We start from the raw sequence: 19466 nt of genomic DNA, 5'->3' as shown, positions 1-19466 counted from the left end.
TTTCAACAAAGTGAATATCTCGACCGGTCGGACCGGGTCAGGTCAACCGATTTTCGGGTCGAGGCTGCCGTCCTTGTAGCGGTTGGCCATATCTGCGAGCGTGACTATTTTTGAGATCTTGGACGCCTGACCTGCCGTGTTGAAGGCTTCGAGGCGCTCCACGCAGAGCTTCTGCATGGCTTCACGTGCAGGCTTCAGGTATTTGCGCGGATCGAATTCACCGGGGTTTTCGCTGAGGACGCGGCGGATCTGGCCGGTCAAGGCCATGCGGTTGTCCGTGTCGATGTTGATCTTCCGGACACCGTTCTTGATACCGCGCTGGATCTCTTCGACCGGGACACCCCATGTCTGGGGCATCTCGCCGCCATACTGGTTGATGATGTCCTGCAGGTCCTGCGGGACGGAAGAGGAGCCGTGCATCACCAGGTGCGTGTCGGGCAGGCGGCGATGGATTTCCTCAATGACATGCATGGCGAGAATTTCGCCGTCCGGCTGGCGCGTGAACTTGTAGGCACCATGACTGGTGCCCATTGCGATCGCCAGGGCGTCGACCTTGGTTTCCTGAACGAACTTTACCGCTTCGGCGGGATCGGTCAGAAGCTGGTCGTGGCTCAGCTTTCCTTCCGCGCCATGGCCGTCTTCCTTGTCGCCCATGCCGGTTTCGAGCGAGCCCAGAACACCGAGTTCGCCTTCCACCGAGATGCCGCCAAGATGCGCCATGTCGGTGACTGTCTTGGTGACGCCGACATTGTAATCCCAGTTGGCCGGTGTCTTTCCGTCCGCTTCCAGCGAGCCGTCCATCATGACGGATGTAAAGCCGGCCTGGATGGCCGTCATGCAGGTTTGCGGCGCGTTGCCGTGGTCCAGATGGACGCAGACCGGGATATGCGGATAAATCTCGACGACGGCGTCCATCATGTGCTTCAGCATGATGTCGTGGGCGTAGGCGCGGGCCCCGCGGGACGCCTGAATGATGACCGGCGAATCCGTCTGGTCCGCTGCAGCCATGATCGCAAGCGCCTGCTCCATGTTGTTGATGTTGAAGGCCGGAACGCCGTAGTCATTCTCGGCAGCGTGATCAAGCAACTGGCGAAGGGTAATACGAGCCATCAATTGTCTCCCAGATCCGGATACGTGCTCCGTCCACAGCAGAACAAAGATGACCTTGCCGTGTGGCCGATGCGTCAAACTGTGGCCGTTCTAACAAGATTTTCGGTTATGGAAAGAGCAACGCGACCGCTTAAATCAATTAAAATAGAAGCGCCTGATCGAAAATCTTCGCACACAATTAATTCGGTAATCAAATTAATCATGGGTGTGGCGCTGCGAAGGCGGAATCTTGTTAGATCAGCGAGCTGATATCGAGAAAGGTTCCCGCAGGGTCCCGAAGAATCATCCGTTTCTGGCCGTATGGCATCTCCCGGGGCGCTTCAACGACAACCGCGTTGAGTTCGAGAGCCCGCTCGTGAACGGCGTCGCAGTCTTCCACGACGAATGTCAGGATAACGCCGGCCGGCGCCCGCTGGGCCCTGGCCGGAACAATGTCGCTCGATTGCCTGAGGATGCCGAGTTCAAGACCCGGCGCCTCGGGATCCGCCAGGTTCACGAACCAGTCGGAGGAAAATTTCGGCGTCATTCCCAAAAGATTCTCGTAAAAAGCGGCGGTAACGGCCACTTCTTCGGTCAGAATATTCGTAAAACAACGCTGCATCTTCACCTCCTCTGAAATCGGATCAGGCCTGAAGCGCCTTCACGCCGGGCAACTCCTTGCCCTCGAGCCACTCAAGAAAGGCGCCGCCTGCCGTGGATACATAGGAAAAACTCTGGGCTGCACCAGCGTGGTTCAGCGCGGCCACGGTGTCGCCGCCTCCGGCGACCGAATTGAGTTTTCCCGCCTTCGTGTTTTCGGCTGCGTGCCTGGCTGCCGCAACCGTTGCCTTGTCGAAGGGTTCGATCTCAAAAGCACCCAGCGGGCCATTCCAGACCAGGGTTTTGGCCGCATCAATTTTCGACCTGACGGTTTCGATGGAGGCCGCACCCACATCCAGGATCATGCCGTCGGCGGGAATGGCATTGAGCGCGACGGTTTCGTTTTCCGCCCCGGCCTTGAATTCTTTCGCGACGACGGCATCGTCGGGCAGCACGATTTCGCAGTTGGCCGCTTCGGCCGCGACCATGATTTTCCTGGCTGTGTCGGCCAGGTCATGTTCGCACAGCGATTTGCCGACATCAGTGCCCTTTGCAGCCAGGAAGGTATTGGCCATGCCGCCGCCAATGACGAGCATGTCGACCTTGGACACAAGGTTCTCCAGCAGGTCGATCTTGGAGGAAACTTTCGCGCCGCCGACAACCGCCAGAACGGGGCGGACAGGCTCGCCAAGGGCGGAGCTGAGCGCTTCCAGTTCGGCTTGCATCGTGCGGCCTGCATAGGCGGGCAGAAGCTTGGCGATGCCTTCGGTGGAACCGTGCGCGCGGTGCGCGGCTGAGAACGCGTCGTTGACGTAAATGTCTCCGTTTTCCGCAAGTGCTTTCGCAAAGTCCGGATCGTTCTTTTCTTCACCCTTGTGGTAGCGGGTATTTTCCAGAAGCAACACACCGCCGTCCGGCAGAGCGGCAATGGCATCGGCCGCCGCGGAACCGATGCAGTCGTCCGCAAAGGCAACAGGCTTTCCAAGAAGGTCCGCGACCGCCGGGGCAACAGGCGCGAGAGACATCTCGGCGACACGCTCTCCCTTGGGTCGTCCGAAATGGGCCAACAGAACAACCTTGGCGCCTTTTTCAGAGAGTTCGCGGATCGTCGGCAGCACACGTTCGATGCGCGTTGTGTCGGTGACCTTGCCGCCATCCATCGGTACGTTCAGGTCAACACGCACAAGCGCGCGCTTGCCGGTGAGGTCGGACAGGTCGTCGAGAGTTTTGAATGCCATGGGATCACCTGTTGTCAGGGCGGAAAGCGTCAGTCGAAAGGGCCTGCCCCGGCGCAAACCAGGCCGCGGCGTTGACAGGACTTAATGCAAGGAGCGCATTGCTTGCAACAAGGAAGGCAAGAGTATTTTGGCAGATTGTGCCCTAAGCCGGTCACCCGTTGGTGCTTAAGCCTGGGAAGGGATCAGTGACTGTGGCTGCGCGATTGCTGCGCTGCCAAGCGTAAGCAATTTTTCGGTGAAGGTTTTCCAAGTGCTGCCGAGCTCAGACAATGGAATTCGACAATCATTGGTGCGATGTGCTGCATTCGCTTTTGACGCAGAATGTTGTGCTGGAGGGGATAAGAAAGCGCATATGTCGGCTTACTTCCTCCCAGGTCTCCCGTGAGGACTTGGAATTCGATAGCCCTATTTTCCGGGTGGTGTTTCCAAGTTCTTCATGGTCTCTGCTTTGGCCCGGTCCACCTCCGGGTGCCACTGGCGGTGGCTTTTTGGGCGGTCAGGGTCCCTCGAACGATCGATAAAGTAGTATCCAACGCCAATCACCAAAAGAAACGCTACAGCTATCAGGATCGATTCCAAATCACGTCCTCCATTTCATTTTGTATAATTTCTACCAATGCATGTAGAAATTGTAAAAACTTGGCGGCTCATGTCTGAGGTGCATTGCTGTGGCTGAGAGCAAATCAAACAAAAAGAGCCGGTACATCGACCGGCTCTTGTTATTAAGTTTCTGATTGCAATATCAGATCAGCTTCGCCATGGCGATTGCCGTGTCGGACATGCGGCAGGAGAAGCCCCACTCGTTGTCATACCAGGACAGGATGCGGACGAAGGTGCCATCCAGCACCTTGGTCTGGTCCATGTGGAAGACGGAAGAATGGCTGTCATGGTTGAAGTCCATGGAAACCAGCTTGTCGTCTGTGTAGCCCAGAACACCCTTCAGCTTGCCGTCGGCAGCTTCGCGGATCGCGCTGTTGATTTCCTCAACGGTTGTTTCGCGCTTGGCGATGAAGTTGAAGTCGACAACAGAGACGTTCGGCGTCGGGACGCGGATCGCGACACCGTCGAGCTTGCCATTCAGCTCCGGCAGAACCAGGCCGACGGCCTTGGCAGCGCCGGTGGAGGTCGGGATCATGGACATGGCCGCTGCACGCGCGCGGTAAAGATCCTTGTGCATGGTGTCCAGCGTCGGCTGGTCGCCAGTGTAGGAGTGGATCGTCGTCATGAAGCCTTTTTCGATACCGATGGCTTCATTCAGCACGTAGGCGACCGGCGACAGGCAGTTGGTGGTGCAGGATGCGTTGGACACGACGAGATCGTCGGCGGTCAGCGCACTGTCATTGACGCCAAAGACGATGGTCTTGTCCGCGCCGGCAGCAGGCGCTGAAACCAGAACGCGTTTCGCGCCGGCTTCCAGATGCATCGATGCCTTTTCCTTGGCGGTGAAGATGCCGGTGCATTCCATGGCGACTTCAACGCCAAGCTCACCCCAGGGCAAATCCTTCGGGTCGCGGATCGCGGTCACCTTGATCGGCTTGCCACCACCGACGGTGATGGTCTCACCCTCGACGACAACCTCCGCAGGGAACCGGCCATGAACCGAATCGTAGCGCAAAAGATGCGCATTTGTTTCAACCGGTCCGAGATCGTTGATCGCAACGACTTCAATGTCGGTGCGGCCGCTCTCGACAATTGCACGCAGAACATTGCGGCCGATACGGCCGAAGCCGTTGATTGCTACCTTGGTTACCATTTTCCACTCCCGCAATCTTGAGCGCCGTGTGTGGATCCGGCGCCGATTGGTGCGCCACCTTTTGGTGGCAACGATTGAGAGCACAGCTGTGCTCAGGGCCCGGCAGCTTAAGGAGGAAAGCGCCGCCGGGAATTGATCTGACTTAAGCTTCGAGCTTTTCCTTCACGGCAGCGACAACTGCATCCTTCGTGATGCCGAAATGCTCATAAAGTTCCTTGTAAGGGCCGCTTGCGCCAAAACCCGTCATGCCGACGAACAGGCCGTCATTACCAATGAAGCGGTCCCAGCCCATGCGGATACCGGCCTCGATAGCGATCTTGACACCGGCTGTGCCGATGACAGCGGCCTTGTAGTCGTCCGACTGGGCTTCGAACAGCTCGAAAGATGGAACGGAAACAACCCGAACCTCTATCCCTTCCCCGGTCAGTTCCTTGTGAGCGTCAACGGCAATTTCCACTTCCGAACCCGAGGCGAAAATGGTGACGGCCGCATCGTCTTCGCTGTCAATGAGGACGTAGGCACCCTTTGCGCAAAGGTTCTTTTCCTCAAAGGTCTTGCGCACGGACGGAAGGTTCTGACGTGTCAGGGCCAGGATCGACGGACCGCCCTGGTTTTCCAGGGAGAGCTGCCAGCATTCCAGCGTTTCCGTGATGTCTGCGGGCCGGAAGAAGGTGAGCTGGGGAATGGCGCGCAGAGCCGCGAAATGCTCGACCGGCTGGTGCGTCGGTCCGTCTTCGCCAAGACCAATGGAATCGTGCGTCATCACGTGAATGACACGCTGTTTCATCAATGCGGCCAAGCGGATCGACGGGCGGCAATAGTCGGAGAAGATCAGGAAACCGCCGGAATAGGGAATAACCCCGCCGTGAAGCGCCATCCCGTTCATGGCTGCCGCCATGCCGTGTTCGCGAATGCCGTAGTGAATATAGCGACCCGAGAAATCTTCTGCGGTCACGGGTACGGTCTGCGCGGTCTTGGTGTTGTTTGATCCGGTCAGGTCCGCCGAACCGCCGATTGTCTCCGGCACGACTTCGTTGATAACACCCAGTACGGCTTCGGACGCCTTGCGGGTTGCCATGGTCGGCTGATCTTCAGCCAGTTTCTTCTTGTAGTCCAGAACAGCCTGCGGGAAGCCGGCAGGCAGGTCGCCGCGCGTGCGGCGCTCGAAATCGGCGCGCGTTTCCGTATCTGCTTCGGCGAACCGCTTCTGCCAGTCCTTGTGGGCATGGGCTGATCTGAGACCTGCAATGCGCCATGCATCGAGGATGTCGCTCGGGACTTCGAAAGGCTCATGCGGCCAGTTCAGTGCTTCGCGGGTTCCTGCGATTTCCTCCGCTCCGAGAGGTGCGCCGTGAGCCTTGGCGGTGCCGGCCTTGTTGGGTGCACCGAAGCCGATGGTGGTCTTGGCGGCGATCAGGGTGGGGCTGTCGCTCGCCTGTGCCTGGCGGATCGCGTCGGCAATCGCCTCCGGATCGTGGCCATCGATATCGATCGTGTTCCAGCCGGATGCCGCAAAACGTTCCTGCTGGTTCGTGCTGTCCGTGAGATCGACCTTGCCGTCGATGGAAATGCCGTTATCGTCCCAGAACACGATCAGCTTGTTCAGTTTCAGATGTCCGGCAAGCGTCAGGGCTTCCTGACTGATGCCCTCCATGAGGCAACCGTCTCCGGCAAGCACATATGTGTAGTGGTCGACAAGCTTTTCGCCGAAGCGGTCCGCCTGAAGACGCTCGGCGATTGCCATGCCGACAGCGTTGCCGAAACCCTGGCCGAGCGGTCCGGTGGTTGTTTCAATGCCTTCGCCGTGGCCGAACTCAGGATGTCCGGCCGTGCGGGATCCGAGCTGGCGGAAGTTCTTCAGCTCGTCCAGTGAAAAGTCTTCATAGCCGAGGAGATACAGAAGGCTGTAGAGCAGCATGGATCCGTGGCCGGCCGAAAGAACGAACCGGTCGCGATCCGCCCAATTCGGGGCGGTCGGGTCGAATTTCAAAAACTCTGTGAAAAGGACCGTTGCAATATCGGCTGCGCCCATGGGCAATCCGGGGTGACCGGATTTCGCCTTTTCCACCGCGTCGATTGCAAGAAAGCGGATCGCGTTTGCCATGCGCTGGTGTTTTTCAAGATCGGTCATTGTCATCCCGTTGCTTGCTTTGAAGCCGACATTGCCGGAACGAACGCTCCGGCAAAGTGATTGTGAGGTGCATTTTCAGAGCCCGACTGACGCCGGTTCCGTTCAGGCGCCAGACAAATATCAGGAACGCGCACCGAGTCAATAAAGCTGCGGACCGGGCGAGGAGGAACAAAATTCCTATGTCGCAGGTTATAGAGTTGAGGATTCTGCCAATGGCGCCATTGACGGCGGCAAGATGCGTTGCCTAATCTTCTTGTGCTGACAAAGATTTGCTTTTTCGCCGAATTATGCGTGATTGAACGCGCCGGGCAGCGCGGCTGACAAGTTACGTGTGATTTGTTTAAGCGAAGGCGTCAAATCTGAACTTTCAGGGTTAGCGAAGCTTGGGCGGGCCGCCGCATAAAGATCAGGACGACTTAAAATAATGGCGGAAATCGACTGCATTGAAAAAACCAGCCTTGCCGACGCGGTCAAGAGACTGGATGCGGCTGTCGGACAACTGGAAACGGCGGTCCAGCGACGCATGGATGCGGACAGGTCCTTGAATTCTCTTCAAGACGATCTGCAGAGACTTGGGGAGGACAGGTCTCAGCTGGCAGCCTCGCTTGACGAAAGCGAAGCGCGCGCATCGCGCTTGGAAGAGGCGAACAAAGACGTTTCCAGAAGGCTTGTTTCAGCGATGGAAACGATCCGCAGCGTGCTCGACGCACACGGGGGCTAGGTGCCGGAGGACTGACAGCAGATGACGCAGATAACGGTCACGATCAACGGCAAATCCTTCCGCATGGCGTGCGACGACGGTGAAGAAGACCGTTTGATGGGTCTGGCCGCACGTTTTGATGGCTGGATTTCGGAGCTCAAAGGCGCGTTCGGTGAGATCGGCGACCAGCGCCTCACCGTGATGGCGGGCATCATGGCCACCGATCAGCTTTCAGAACTGGAGCGTAAGGTCAAACAGCTGGAAGGTGAGCTGGAAGACGCCCAAAAGCGGCAAGTCGCAGCGCTCGACAATATGAGCCAGAACGAGGAAGAACTTTCTCGCGCGGTCACGACGGCCGCTGCGCGCATAGAAAGCCTTGCCGACAGTCTGACGAGAAGCTTGCGGCCCCCAGAAACACCCTGATCGTTCAATCGAACAATGGCATCCGCGGGAAGTCGTTTGTGATGTTTCCCCAGTCGCTCTGGTAATTGCTCTTTGCCGGGTCTATATGCGGTAGCTGCGGCTGCCCGATACGTCAGGATAATATCCCCGGGGCCTTACGCATTCCTTCGGGAGCTGTCCCTGCTCTGGGCCGTGGTCCGCTGCACACGGCGCCCACCTACATTGTAGGTTTCCCGGGATTGCAACTCCAACGGTCGGACGGCTGCGCTTTTGCATTATTTTGAGCGAATGCGGCTCGGTGTCGAAAATGCTGGAAACCCATGACTGAAGTTTCGGACCCGGCCGCTGAAAAGGACCGGCTGCGCAAACAGGCCCTGTCCCGCAGGAAGGAACTCGACGAAGTCGAGCGGATTGAGAAAAGCCTCCAGATCGTCGATCACCATGACGCATTGCCCTTGCCCTCCGGCGCAATCGTTGCCGGTTTTTGGCCAATTCGGGATGAAATCGATCCGAGGCCGCTTCTGGACAGGCTGCGCCAGCGCGGTCACCGCCTCGGTCTGCCGGTGATGGTAGGCCCGAGCCTGATATTCAGGCACCTTCAGAGGGATACGGAACTTGTGCCCGCAGGCTTTGGCTGCCTGGAACCCGGCCCGGAGGCAGAAGAGTTGCGCCCGGATGTATTGCTGATGCCGCTGGCGGGCTTTGACAATTCGGGCAATCGCATTGGCTACGGCAGAGCTTATTACGACAATACGATCGCATTGCTTGAGAATTCGGGCCCGGTCCTGCGCATTGGAGTTGCGTTTTCCATTCAGGAGGTTGACCGCGTGCCGACAGAAGCGCATGACAAGCCTTTGGATGGAATTCTGACCGAACACGGCTACCGGTCGTTTGGCTGATTTGGCGAGGGTATATGCGTATTTTGTTTCTTGGCGATCTGGTCGGTCGGTCGGGACGCTCGGCTGTAATTGAAAGTCTGCCGGGCCTGGTGGAAGACAATCAGCTCGATTTCGTGATCGTCAACGGTGAAAACGCTGCTTCCGGATTCGGTATCACCGAGGCGATTCTGCAGGACGTTCTTGATGCCGGCGCGGATGTAGTCACGACGGGCAACCATGTCTGGGACCAGCGAGACACTCTTGTCTATATCGAACGGCAGGACAGGTTGTTGCGCCCCTTGAACTATCCGGCTGGAACACCGGGCCGTGGAGCCCATCTCTATACAGCGCGCAACGGCGCTCAGGTGATGGTCGCAAATATCATGGGCCGGGTGTTCATGGATGCCATGGATGATCCGTTTTCCTCGATCGACAAGGTCGTCAACGATTGCCCGCTCGGCCAGGTCGCCGACGCAATCATCGTTGATATGCATGCTGAGGCAACCAGCGAAAAACAGGCGATCGGGCACTTTCTCGACGGGCGTGTCAGTCTCGTCGTCGGGACCCACACGCATGTGCCGACCGCAGACCACCAGATCCTGGAGCAGGGGACGGCCTATATGTCGGATGCCGGCATGTGCGGGTCCTACGACAGCGTGCTTGGGATGGAAAAGGAAGAACCGGTGAACCGCTTCCAGCGGAAGGTTCCAGGTTCCAGGTTCACGCCGGCATCGGGCGTTGCCACGATTTGTGGTGTAGCCATTGAAACGGACGATCGCACAGGACTTGCGGAGCGGATCGCTCCGGTTCGCATCGGGGGGCGCCTGGAACCCGTGCTGCCGCCATTTTGGGGCCGGTCCGACTGACCGATGCCCAGCTCGCGTCTGCGTGCTGGATTTTCAGTGCCAATTTGCCTATAAGCGGCGCAGTTTTCATCAAGATCATCTGCAAAGAACAGAGAAGAGCCATGGCAGGCCATTCAAAATTCAAGAACATCATGCACCGCAAAGGCCGTCAGGACGCCGCCAGGTCGAAGATGTTCTCCAAGCTTTCCAAGGAAATTACCGTAGCGGCGAAAATGGGCGATCCGGATCCGGACTCCAATCCCCGTCTGAGGCTGGCGGTGCAAAATGCCAAGGCCCAGTCCATGCCGAAGGACAATATCCAACGGGCCATCAATAAATCCCAGACCGGAGACGGCGACAATTACGAAGAGATTCGCTACGAGGGCTACGGGCCCGCGGGCGTTGCCGTTGTTGTCGAGGCGCTGACGGATAACCGGAACAGGTCGGCGTCCAATATCCGCTCCTATTTCACCAAGTGCGGAGGCTCGCTTGGGGAAACCGGTTCAGTGTCCTTCATGTTCGACCGGGTTGGCGAAATCGTCTACAAACCGGAAGCCGGTGAAGCCGATGCTGTTCTGGAAGCCGCCATCGAAGCGGGTGCAGAAGACGTCCAGTCCGACGAGAGCAGCCACACGATCTACGCAGCGTTCGAAGACCTCAATGACGTTGCCAAGGCTCTGGAACAATCCTTGGGCGAAGCGGATTCCACCAAGATTATCTGGAAGCCTCAGAACCTGACGCCTGTCGACGCGGATAAGGCACAGACGCTGATGAAGCTGATCGACATGCTCGAAGACGATGACGACGTGCAGAATGTTTATTCCAACTTCGACGTCGACGAAGAGACCATGGAAGCGTTGGCGTCCTGACCAGTTGATTGCATTTATTTGAAAACCCCGGCCAGGCCGGGGTTTTTGCTTTCCGGGCCGAGATCGCAACCGTCGTGTCCGCGTTCTTTTGTTTATGCTGAAAGTACAGAGGAAACCATGTTCGGTATCTACGAGCTGACGCAATCAGACCCGAAAACTCTTCAGGAACGGGCGCTCAAATTGTCTGAAGAAGCCGGTGAGCTTGCGCAGGCGGTTCTTTCGGTCACCAATGCGCCAGGGAGTGCCTACAAAAACCATACGCTCGCCGACATTCGTGAAGAAGCCGTCGACACGGCAATCGTGGCGCTCAGTCTGCTAGCGCATGTAAGCGACACCCAAGATGACTTCGATGCGCATTTGAACCGGCTGATGGCCGATAAGTGCGCCAAGTGGCGGGAAAAACTTCCTGAGCCGGCGCAATCAGCGGAATAACGTGTCAAGCGCGGGCATGCTGGTCAGCGCGGCAAGCGCGATCAACGCATAGGCGATCTTTCGGTAAACTTGAGGGTTTGCATTTCTGAAGCTGCGGGCACCTGCATATATCGCAAGGCCGTACACAGGAACGGCAATGACGAGCAGAGTGAACACTTCCCGGGTGAAGAAGCCGTTGAGCGTGTAGGCAACAAAGGTTCCGACACTCGCCAAGGCGAAAAAGACGATCAGGTTCGCCCGAACAACCTCAGGGTCTTTTGAGCTGGAAAGCCACATTGCGACGACTGGCGGCGCCGAAACCTGAGATATTCCGCCCAGCACACCCGATACGCCTCCCGTTGCGAATGACACAGGTGCCGCCGGCGGCTTGTGGTAGCGCCATCCGGAGATCAGCAGGAGCAGGAGGCATGCAACAATTGCGAAAATCGCCCACCGCAAGACCAGGATGTCTGTGTTTCCGAGCAACCACGCACCCAAATGAACGAAAATCACGGACCCCAGAACGGCAGGTATCACGGTCGGCCATTCGCACCGGCGAACGGCGCGCACCAGCAAAGGCAGCGTTACGATACTGTCAATGAAGAGGAACGTTGCCGCAGCTGTGGACGGCAGAATGAATGCAGTGGCAACAGGAATGAAAATCATGCCGGCGCCAAAGCCTGAGAACCCCCGGACGCAGCCGGCGATGAACAACACGACTGCGAGCAAAAGCAGCAGATGCGGTGAAAAGGCGTCGAACATAAAAGGCATGCAGGTTCACAAGCAGGTTGCGGCGGCCCGGCGGAAAGAGCCGGATGTCCGCGAGACGTGCCGGATTGCAGGGTTATGTGACGATCTTTTGGCGCGCACTGGTCTCAAAAGACGTTTCAATCCGGTTTTGGACAGTCTTTCAGGTGGTAAGCCGTGCTTGGTCTGGCGTCAACGAGCAAGTTTTGTTACCGATTTGTTCCATGACACACGCGATTCGATTGCTCGGCATTGACCCGGGTCTGCGGCGCACCGGTTGGGGCATGATCGAAGCGGCCGGCAACCGGCTGTCCTTCATTGCATCCGGTACGGTTACATCCGACAACAAAAAGAGCCTGGCGGAGCGGCTTGTCCAGCTCCACGACGGCTTGCACGAGATTGTCCGGGCGCACAGTCCCGTCGAGGCTGCGGTCGAGCACACATTCGTGAACAAGGATGCGGGCGCGACGCTGAAACTTGGCCAGGCACGTGGAATTGCGCTGCTGGTTCCCTCGCTCGCCGGACTTCCGGTGGCCGAATATGCTCCCAATCTGGTGAAAAAAACGGTTGTCGGCACCGGCCATGCGGAAAAGGAACAGATAAGGGCCATGGTCAAGGTTTTGATGCCACGGGCAACGTTCAATTCCGACGATGCTGCCGACGCCCTTGCAATTGCCATTTGTCACGCGCAGCACCGTGCCAGTGGTGCTGCGCGTCTGGCGGCTCTGGGGGCGGCATGATCGGTAAACTCAAGGGTACGATCGACAGCTTTGGCGAAGACCACGTGATCCTGGATGTCCACGGTGTCGGTTACCAGGTGCATTGCCCGTCACGCATTCTTCAGGGGCTTCCGCGCGCTGGCGAGGCGGCGGTACTGTTCATCGAGACCATCGTGCGGGAAGACATGATCCGGCTCTATGGTTTCGGCCAGGAAGCCGAGCGGGAATGGTTCCGGATCCTGATGACCGTCCAGGGTGTCGGTGCAAAGGTTGCCCTTGGCATTCTCGGGATCCTGAAGGCCAGCGAAGTTGCAAATGCGATTGCATTGGGCGACAAGGCCACGATCTCACGCGCCCCGGGAGTCGGCAAGCGTGTGGCTGAACGTATCCTGAGCGAACTCAAGGACAAGGCGCCGGCTCTGGCAAGTGTCGATCCGGGAACGATTGCGGTTTCACAGAGCGTTGCGGAAAACGTTGCCGCTCGGCCGGTTGCGGAAGCCGTATCGGCACTTGCAAATCTGGGGTATGCCCAGGCACAAGCGAGCGCAGCCGTGGCAAAGGCAGTGCAGACCGCCGGCGAGGATGCGACTACCGAGACGCTTATCCGATTGGGTTTGAAGGAATTGGCGGGATGATCGCCTTCACGTATACGGTTATCGCGGTTGTGTTTGTGTCCCTCGGGATCGGCGGGATCATGTATCTCGATCACCGGTTTTCGAAGTCCGTCGGAGACAGGCAGTTTGCCATGAAGGGGCGCCGCATTGAGACGGAAGATCCCTTTGTGAGAAGCCAGTTCCGCAAGTTTTACGCGCTCAGGGTCGCATGGTCCCTACTGCTCATCGTGCTCCTGTTTGTGGTGGTAAGCCATGTCGGATGACACCCGTATCGTCGCGCCGGAAATTCGCGGTGACGAAATCGACAGCACCATGCGGCCACAGGTGCTGGATGACTTTGTCGGCCAGGCCCAGGCGCGCGCCAACCTGAAGGTATTCATCGGTGCCGCCAAAGCCCGGGGTGAAGCCCTGGATCATGTCCTTTTCGTCGGCCCGCCCGGTCTCGGCAAAACGACGCTGGCCCAGATCATGGCCCGAGAGCTCGGGGTGAATTTTCGCGCCACATCGGGACCGGTTATTGCCAAGGCGGGCGATCTGGCCGCGCTTTTGACCAATCTGGAAGAGCGCGACGTTCTGTTCATCGACGAAATCCACCGGCTCAACCCTGCGGTTGAAGAAGTGCTTTATCCGGCGATGGAAGACTACCAGCTCGATCTGATCATCGGCGAGGGTCCTGCAGCAAGATCGGTCAAGATCGATCTTGCCAAATTCACGCTGGTTGCCGCAACCACCCGTCTCGGGCTTCTGACTACGCCGTTGAGAGACCGGTTCGGCATCCCGGTCCGGCTTCAGTTCTATACGGTTGGCGAGCTTGAGCACATCGTGAAGCGGGGCGCTGCCATTCTCGGAATAGGCATTGCGGAAGATGGTGCGCATGAAATCGCCAAGCGCTCACGCGGAACGCCCCGCATTGCCGGCCGTTTGCTGCGGCGGGTCCGTGACTTTGCTGTTTTTGAGGGCATCGAACGGGTCGATAGAGCGCTTGCAGACAAGGCCCTGCTGCAGCTGGAGGTCGATAGTGCCGGCCTCGACGGGCTCGACCGAAGGTATCTGAGGCAAATCGCAGTGAATTTCGGCGGTGGACCGGTCGGGATTGAAACCATTGCGGCCGCGCTGTCCGAGCCGAGAGATGCGATCGAGGAAATCGTGGAACCATACCTGATCCAGAACGGTTTCCTGCAACGCACGCCTCGAGGGCGGCTTTTGACGCCAACAGCTTTTGCCCATCTCGGGCTTGCAGCACCGGAGCGATCCGAGAGTTCCCAGATCGGTCTTTTTGCCGATCCGGATTGAAAAAACTACCATAAGTTGATTCTACGTCATCCGTATTTTTATCGATGACTAAGCCGTTGTGGTTAAGTATTTATTGGCGAATCCGGGCCTATTGTCGCCGCAACTATGCGGGGGACACTATGCGTAAGCGGCTTTCATCAAAACTGGCTCTTATGTTCTTGGCGGGCGCACTCACAATGTGCGTCGCAATTGTGACAGTTACATCCACACTTTCCAGAGACGTGGCGAATGGTCAGGCCGACAACAGCCTGCAAAGCGCGACCAAGGCCAAGCAAAAAGTGCTTGAGCTGGCGCTGGACCAGGTGACCTACAGCGCGAAGTTTTTCGTCTCGCTGGAAGAAGCCAAAGACAGTCTCATGAAGACGATGGTCGGTTGGAAGAACTTGAAGGAGGGTCAGAATGGAACCCTTCGCAAGATTTTCGTGACCGACAACCCGCATCCGGCTCACGAGCGCCACCTGCTTCTGGAGCCTGCGGAATCGAACTACTATGTGAACAATCACAAGGTCGTTCACCCGGTCTATCAGGATGTTATCGCACAGGGGCTTTTCTCCGACGCAGCACTTGCGAACCCGGATGGCTTCATCACCTATTCCTACAAGAAGGGTCCTGAGTTTGCGTTTCACGTCGAAGACGAGGCCATAAAGGGCAATCCCGTTCAAATCGCGATGGGCAGGCTCTATGACGCGGCGAAGGCGGAGACACTCGCTGCCGGCCAGATCTACTCATCCGGCTTCATTGCAAGTGAGGATGGCACGGTTTCACTGGTTCTTGCGGCGCCTGTGTTCTATCTGGAGCGCTTTTTTGGAGCGGTCGCCTTCACAGCCGACATGAAACAACTGGCGATGTTGCTGAATGAACCGACAGGCATTGGTGACAGTGAGCAGATCTTTCTGGTCGATTCCCTGGGCACAATCGTCAAGCTCGACGATGCGGGTGGCGCATCGGCCACCTATGAGCTTGCAAACATCGCCGTGGGCGACCGACTGATCAAGTTGAATGACAGCGATTACCGGTTTGCCGAAGCCAGGAACACGTTTGAAAACACGCCTTATGGCGTTGTTGAAGCTGTCAAGCAGACTGAATTGTCGGCAGCTGCGGATCGTATCACCTACGGTGCCGTTATTTCCGGGTTCCTCTGCCTCGTGCCGATTGTCGGCCTGATCTGGTGGGTCACGCGGCGCATGTTCGCGCCGATGGAACACCTGGCCGTTGCTGCAAGCAAGATTGCCGACGGCGATCTGGAAGTTGCCGTGGAAGCCACCGAGCGGCAGGATGAAATCGGCCATATGGCCCGTTGTATCGAGGTCTTCAAGGATAACTCGGTCGAACGGGAGCGACTGGCCTCCGAACGCAAGGTGGGTCATATTGCCCGTGAAAAACGGGAGAAGCTGATCGACTCTCTCATCGCTGATTTCCGCGCCGAGTCCCAGTCGGTCCTGGAGTTGGTCGAAACCAATATTGCACGTGTTGAAGATGTTTCCTCAGCACTCAACGAACGCTCCGCTTCTGCTTCCGAACAAGGGCAAACGGCTGTTTCCACATCCGAAAACGCCTCTTCGAATGTTCAGGCGGTGGCGTCGGCGACTGAAGAGCTGAATGCGTCGATTTCTGAGATTTCCAGGCAGGTTGAAACAACCGCGTCGATCGTGGAGCAGACCACGGCAGCTGCGCAGAGCTCGAACTCCAAGATTTCCGGGCTCGCCGAAGCAGCCAACAAGATCGGTGATGTTCTCTCGCTGATTTCCGAGATTGCGGAACAAACCAATCTTCTGGCGCTGAATGCAACGATCGAGGCGGCACGTGCGGGTGATGCAGGCAAGGGCTTTGCAGTTGTCGCATCCGAGGTCAAATCTCTGGCCGGCCAGACGGCTAAGGCGACGGAAGAGATTTCCGCGCAAATTTCAGCCATTCAGGCATCCACTTCGGATGCGGTTGAGGAAATTGCACGCGTTTCGGAATCCGTTGAGGAAGTCAATTCCTACACAATGACCATCTCGGATGCGGTTCAGCAGCAAGGATCCGCCACGAGCGAGATATCACGGAATGTCGCCGAAGCAGCTGACGGTACGCGGAGCGTTGCGTCCACGGTTGTCTCCCTAAATGAGGGTGTTGCGGAAAATTCGGCCGCTGTTGGCGATATGCTGACGGCGACCATCGAGATGAAACAACAGGCTGAGCATCTCAGGGCCTCTGTCGAGAAATTCCTGTCAGAGGTTGCAGCTGCCTAAGCCAGATCCTAGGTAAGCGACAGGCCGTCCGGTCGACTGACCGGACGGCCTTTGACTGTGTGAACGAGAGGATGGCTCCGTGACGGATTGGCCGGACTTGTCCGGCCGCCTTGAAAAGGGCGGTCATGTGCTCCCACTGCGGGTATATTACGAAGATACCGATTTCACCGGCATCGTGTATCACGGTGCCTATGTGCGGTTTTTCGAACGGGCGAGATCCGATTTTCTTCGCCTGATCGGCATTCATCACAGTGAATTGGCGGCAGGCAAGCATGGCCGCGCCCTGGCCTTTGCAGTTCGCGGCATGTCGCTCGATTTTCAAAAGCCGGCGCGAATTGACGACGTGCTGGAGATCCATACGAGCCTGTCTGAGTACATGGGGGCCAGAATCAAGCTTGATCAGCTTGCTTACCGGGGTGAGGAACTTCTTGTTTCAGCTGCCGTCACGGTCGCTGTGATCACCACGGAAGGCCGGCCGACGCGTCTTCCGGTCAAACTTTCAGAAAAACTGGCTCAGCACGCACCGAGCGAATTGCGTGACGAATGAACGGTTTGCGCGTGCGCCGTATTCTCAAGTCATCAGATCTCATCAAAATATTGGGAGACAGTTTTCTGCGTTAATCTTGCAGTAACCTTAATTGATTCCTTTTAAGAAGGGCTTGCTTTGCTCGGCAAAGTCCCAGTTTTGACAAATTCAAACGTCAGAGAGGCGCTGGCTATCGATTACTGGCGTTCTGATTCCGGTCTGCCGACGCGCCACCGGAGAATTTGGGACACGTACAACGTCAGACGGCCAAGGGGTCATTGAATTTATGGAAACACTTGTCCAATCGACATTGGCAGCGCCGGAAGGCGACATTTCTTTCTTCTCGCTGTTCTGGCAAGCGCATATCGTCGTCAAGATCGTTATGGTCGGGTTGCTCGCCGCGTCTGTATGGTGCTGGGCGATCATTGTCGACAAGGTCTTGCTGATGGGCCGCACACGGCGTCAGATGAGCCGTTTCGAAACGGTGTTCTGGTCCGGTCAGTCTCTGGAAGAGCTTTACGGCACATTGCACAATCGGGTGAACCACTCCATGGCGGCGCTTTTTGTTGCTGCCATGAGGGAGTGGAAGCGCAGTCACGAGGGCGCCAAACCCGCGATCGGGTCCTTGCAGCAACGCATCGACCGGGTGATGGACGTGACCATCCAGCGCGAGGCCGAGCGACTGGAAAGCCGATTGCTGATCCTTGCGACCGTCGGCTCAGCGGCGCCGTTCATCGGGCTTTTCGGCACTGTGTGGGGTATCATGACGGCGTTTCAGGCTATCGCCGCATCCGAAAGTACCAACCTGGCTGTGGTCGCGCCTGGTATCGCCGAAGCGCTGTTTGCGACGGCTCTCGGGCTGCTCGCCGCGATACCGGCAGTGATCGCCTACAACAAGTTCGCCTCCGACGTCGGCAAGGCCGTTGCCCGGATGGAAGGATTTGCCGACGAGTTTTCGGCAATCCTGTCACGTCAGATCGACGAAAGGGGCTGAGCCATGGGTATGCAGATCGGCGCAGGAGATGCAGGCGGCGGACGGCGGGGACGCCGGCGCAAACGCGCCGTACTGATGACAGAGATCAACGTGACGCCATTTGTGGATGTCATGCTCGTGCTTCTGATCATCTTCATGGTCGCAGCGCCGCTGCTGACTGTTGGTGTGCCCATCGACTTGCCGGAAACGCAGGCGAAGGCGCTGGAAGGCGATACCGAGCCGATAACGATTTCGGTCAATTCGGGCGGTGAAATTTTCATCCAGGACACGCCGATTGCGATCGACGAAGTCGTTCCGAAGCTCGAGGCGATTGCCGCCAACGGGTACGAAGAGCGCATTTACGTGCGCGGCGATCAGGATGCCGACTACGGAACGATGATGAAACTTATGGGCCGCATCAATGCGGCCGGCTTCAAACGCCTAGGACTTGTCACTCTGGAAGAACGGGACTCGTAACGCGTCATGCGCGCAGGTCTCATCGCGTCTCTGGCCGGTCATTCGGTCATTCTGGTCTGGGGGTTGATCGCCCTTCCGGACGCGGAGAGCTTTTCTGTGCCTCAGGTGGAGTCTCTTCCGGTGGATCTGATCCCCGTGGAGGAGTTCACGCAGCTTCGGCTCGGTGAGAGAACCGCCGAAATCAGGGATGTTGCAGCGCTGCAGCCGAGCGAAACCGAGGCGGAAGAGCCGCCGCAACCAGCCGACAAACCGGGTGAGAGCAACGTGCAACAGCCTACGCCGCCAACTCCTTCGCCTGCACCGACACCTGCGCCGGAACCCGAACCTGTTCCGGTTGCCGAGCCGGAGCCAGCGACAGAACCCGAACCTGCTCCGGCCCCGGAACCTGTGCCTGCCGAAACAGCCGAGCCCGCCCCCGCGCCTGAACCGGAACCGCAACAGGAGGCTGCGCCGGAACCGCAGCCGATCGTGACCAGCGCAACGCCCAAATCGAAGCCGAAACCACCGCAGCGCGCGCCGGAACCGCCGAAGGACGATTTCGATTCAACGCAGATCGCTGCCTTGCTCAACAAGGTCGAGCCGGCGGAACAGGAAGGCAATGCGTCTCAGCAGGACGCAGCGCTCGGATCGCGGCAGGGCGCTCAGAACGTGCGCATGAGCCAGTCGGAACTTGATGCGCTGCGCGGCCAGGTCGCGCAATGCTGGAACCCGCCTGTCGGTGCAGTCGGCGCGGAAGACCTGAAGGTCCGCGTGCGTTTCAACCTGTCCCAGAACGGCGAAGTGGCGGGCAGTCCGGAAGTCTTGAATTCCAACGGCAATCCGGCATTCGGTGCCGCCTCGAGCAGCGCGGTGCGCGCCGTCATGCGGTGTCAGCCTTATTCTCTGCCAATTGCCAAGTATGAAGCTTGGCAGGAAGTGATCATCAATTTCGACCCCAGGGAAATGCTCGGGGGCTAGCCGGGTCCTGTTC

At 57.9% G+C, this 19466-nt stretch carries 21 protein-coding genes and 1 other RNA gene; 16 read left to right on the top strand and 6 right to left on the bottom strand.

Annotated elements, in window-relative coordinates; all coding sequences use genetic code 11:
* Positions 1 to 42 precede the first annotated feature (42 nt).
* The 5 genes from fba to tkt all read right to left on the bottom strand — a co-directional run bounded on the left by fba (position 43) and on the right by tkt (position 6811).
* Complete coding sequence (gene fba, locus Q0915_RS27920) at positions 43 to 1110, bottom strand: class II fructose-bisphosphate aldolase (protein WP_299483110.1); 1068 nt, start codon at positions 1108 to 1110, stop codon at positions 43 to 45.
* A 232-nt stretch (positions 1111 to 1342) separates the two neighbouring features.
* Positions 1343 to 1711, bottom strand: a complete 369-nt coding sequence (locus Q0915_RS27915; protein ID WP_299483113.1) for a VOC family protein — start codon at positions 1709 to 1711, stop codon at positions 1343 to 1345.
* A gap of 22 nt (positions 1712 to 1733) precedes the next feature.
* A complete protein-coding gene (locus Q0915_RS27910) occupies positions 1734 to 2927 on the bottom strand; it encodes a phosphoglycerate kinase (RefSeq protein WP_299483116.1) in 1194 nt (397 codons plus the stop codon).
* A 742-nt stretch (positions 2928 to 3669) separates the two neighbouring features.
* The gene (gene gap, locus Q0915_RS27905) at positions 3670 to 4680 is read right to left on the bottom strand and encodes a type I glyceraldehyde-3-phosphate dehydrogenase (RefSeq protein ID WP_299483120.1); all 1011 of its coding nucleotides are present in this window, start codon (positions 4678 to 4680) and stop codon (positions 3670 to 3672) included.
* Between the two features lie 142 nt (positions 4681 to 4822).
* The gene (gene tkt, locus Q0915_RS27900; protein WP_299483124.1) at positions 4823 to 6811 is read right to left on the bottom strand and encodes a transketolase; all 1989 of its coding nucleotides are present in this window, start codon (positions 6809 to 6811) and stop codon (positions 4823 to 4825) included.
* 424 nt (positions 6812 to 7235) lie between these two features.
* Between tkt and Q0915_RS27895 the strand changes: the two genes are divergently transcribed.
* The 7 genes from Q0915_RS27895 (at position 7236) to Q0915_RS27865 (ending at position 10937) form a co-directional block, all read left to right on the top strand.
* Positions 7236 to 7532 carry a DUF4164 domain-containing protein gene (locus tag Q0915_RS27895; RefSeq protein WP_299483127.1) on the top strand — a complete coding sequence of 99 codons (297 nt, stop codon included), beginning with the start codon at positions 7236 to 7238 and terminating at the stop codon, positions 7530 to 7532.
* A gap of 21 nt (positions 7533 to 7553) precedes the next feature.
* The gene (locus tag Q0915_RS27890) at positions 7554 to 7934 is read left to right on the top strand and encodes a cell division protein ZapA (protein ID WP_299483130.1); all 381 of its coding nucleotides are present in this window, start codon (positions 7554 to 7556) and stop codon (positions 7932 to 7934) included.
* 94 nt (positions 7935 to 8028) lie between these two features.
* Positions 8029 to 8182: non-coding RNA, 6S RNA (gene ssrS / locus Q0915_RS27885), on the top strand.
* Positions 8183 to 8233: 51 nt separating this feature from the next.
* Positions 8234 to 8812, top strand: coding sequence for a 5-formyltetrahydrofolate cyclo-ligase (locus tag Q0915_RS27880; protein WP_299483133.1), 579 nt, complete (start codon positions 8234 to 8236; stop codon positions 8810 to 8812).
* Between the two features lie 14 nt (positions 8813 to 8826).
* Positions 8827 to 9657, top strand: a complete 831-nt coding sequence (locus Q0915_RS27875; protein WP_299483136.1) for a TIGR00282 family metallophosphoesterase — start codon at positions 8827 to 8829, stop codon at positions 9655 to 9657.
* Positions 9658 to 9758: 101 nt separating this feature from the next.
* A complete protein-coding gene (locus Q0915_RS27870) occupies positions 9759 to 10505 on the top strand; it encodes a YebC/PmpR family DNA-binding transcriptional regulator (RefSeq protein WP_299483139.1) in 747 nt (248 codons plus the stop codon).
* Between the two features lie 117 nt (positions 10506 to 10622).
* The gene (locus Q0915_RS27865) at positions 10623 to 10937 is read left to right on the top strand and encodes a MazG-like family protein (RefSeq protein WP_299483142.1); all 315 of its coding nucleotides are present in this window, start codon (positions 10623 to 10625) and stop codon (positions 10935 to 10937) included.
* Here Q0915_RS27865 and Q0915_RS27860 read toward each other — a convergent pair.
* Positions 10926 to 11687 (bottom strand): sulfite exporter TauE/SafE family protein, encoded by a 762-nt coding sequence (locus Q0915_RS27860; protein ID WP_299483145.1) that lies wholly within the window; start codon positions 11685 to 11687, stop codon positions 10926 to 10928. The genes Q0915_RS27865 and Q0915_RS27860 overlap by 12 nt on opposite strands.
* Positions 11688 to 11887: 200 nt before the next feature.
* Between Q0915_RS27860 and ruvC the strand changes: the two genes are divergently transcribed.
* The 9 genes from ruvC (at position 11888) to Q0915_RS27815 (ending at position 19453) form a co-directional block, all read left to right on the top strand.
* Positions 11888 to 12403, top strand: a complete 516-nt coding sequence (gene ruvC, locus Q0915_RS27855) for a crossover junction endodeoxyribonuclease RuvC (RefSeq protein ID WP_299483148.1) — start codon at positions 11888 to 11890, stop codon at positions 12401 to 12403.
* Positions 12400 to 13017, top strand: coding sequence for a Holliday junction branch migration protein RuvA (gene ruvA, locus Q0915_RS27850; protein ID WP_299483151.1), 618 nt, complete (start codon positions 12400 to 12402; stop codon positions 13015 to 13017). The genes ruvC and ruvA overlap by 4 nt, the downstream gene beginning before the upstream one ends.
* The gene (locus Q0915_RS27845) at positions 13014 to 13259 is read left to right on the top strand and encodes an endonuclease (RefSeq protein ID WP_299483154.1); all 246 of its coding nucleotides are present in this window, start codon (positions 13014 to 13016) and stop codon (positions 13257 to 13259) included. Before ruvA ends, Q0915_RS27845 begins: the two co-directional genes overlap by 4 nt.
* Positions 13249 to 14289 carry a Holliday junction branch migration DNA helicase RuvB gene (gene ruvB, locus Q0915_RS27840; protein ID WP_299483157.1) on the top strand — a complete coding sequence of 347 codons (1041 nt, stop codon included), beginning with the start codon at positions 13249 to 13251 and terminating at the stop codon, positions 14287 to 14289. The genes Q0915_RS27845 and ruvB overlap by 11 nt, the downstream gene beginning before the upstream one ends.
* A 119-nt stretch (positions 14290 to 14408) precedes the next feature.
* Entirely contained in the window at positions 14409 to 16520 is a 2112-nt protein-coding gene (locus Q0915_RS27835) for a methyl-accepting chemotaxis protein (RefSeq protein WP_299483160.1), read from the top strand.
* Between the two features lie 79 nt (positions 16521 to 16599).
* On the top strand, positions 16600 to 17067 hold the full coding sequence (gene ybgC / locus Q0915_RS27830) for a tol-pal system-associated acyl-CoA thioesterase (protein WP_299483163.1): 468 nt from the start codon (positions 16600 to 16602) through the stop codon (positions 17065 to 17067).
* 265 nt (positions 17068 to 17332) lie between these two features.
* Complete coding sequence (gene tolQ / locus Q0915_RS27825) at positions 17333 to 18040, top strand: protein TolQ (RefSeq protein ID WP_299483166.1); 708 nt, start codon at positions 17333 to 17335, stop codon at positions 18038 to 18040.
* 3 nt (positions 18041 to 18043) lie between these two features.
* Positions 18044 to 18496 (top strand): protein TolR, encoded by a 453-nt coding sequence (tolR, locus tag Q0915_RS27820; RefSeq protein WP_299483169.1) that lies wholly within the window; start codon positions 18044 to 18046, stop codon positions 18494 to 18496.
* Between the two features lie 6 nt (positions 18497 to 18502).
* Positions 18503 to 19453 carry a cell envelope integrity protein TolA gene (locus Q0915_RS27815; RefSeq protein WP_299483172.1) on the top strand — a complete coding sequence of 317 codons (951 nt, stop codon included), beginning with the start codon at positions 18503 to 18505 and terminating at the stop codon, positions 19451 to 19453.
* The last annotated feature ends 13 nt before the right edge of the window (positions 19454 to 19466 follow it).

Origin of the sequence: uncultured Roseibium sp., from assembly GCF_947494555.1 — a bacterium.
In the GTDB taxonomy this organism is placed as follows: domain Bacteria; phylum Pseudomonadota; class Alphaproteobacteria; order Rhizobiales; family Stappiaceae; genus Roseibium.
This window is presented reverse-complemented; position numbering and strand designations above follow the sequence as displayed.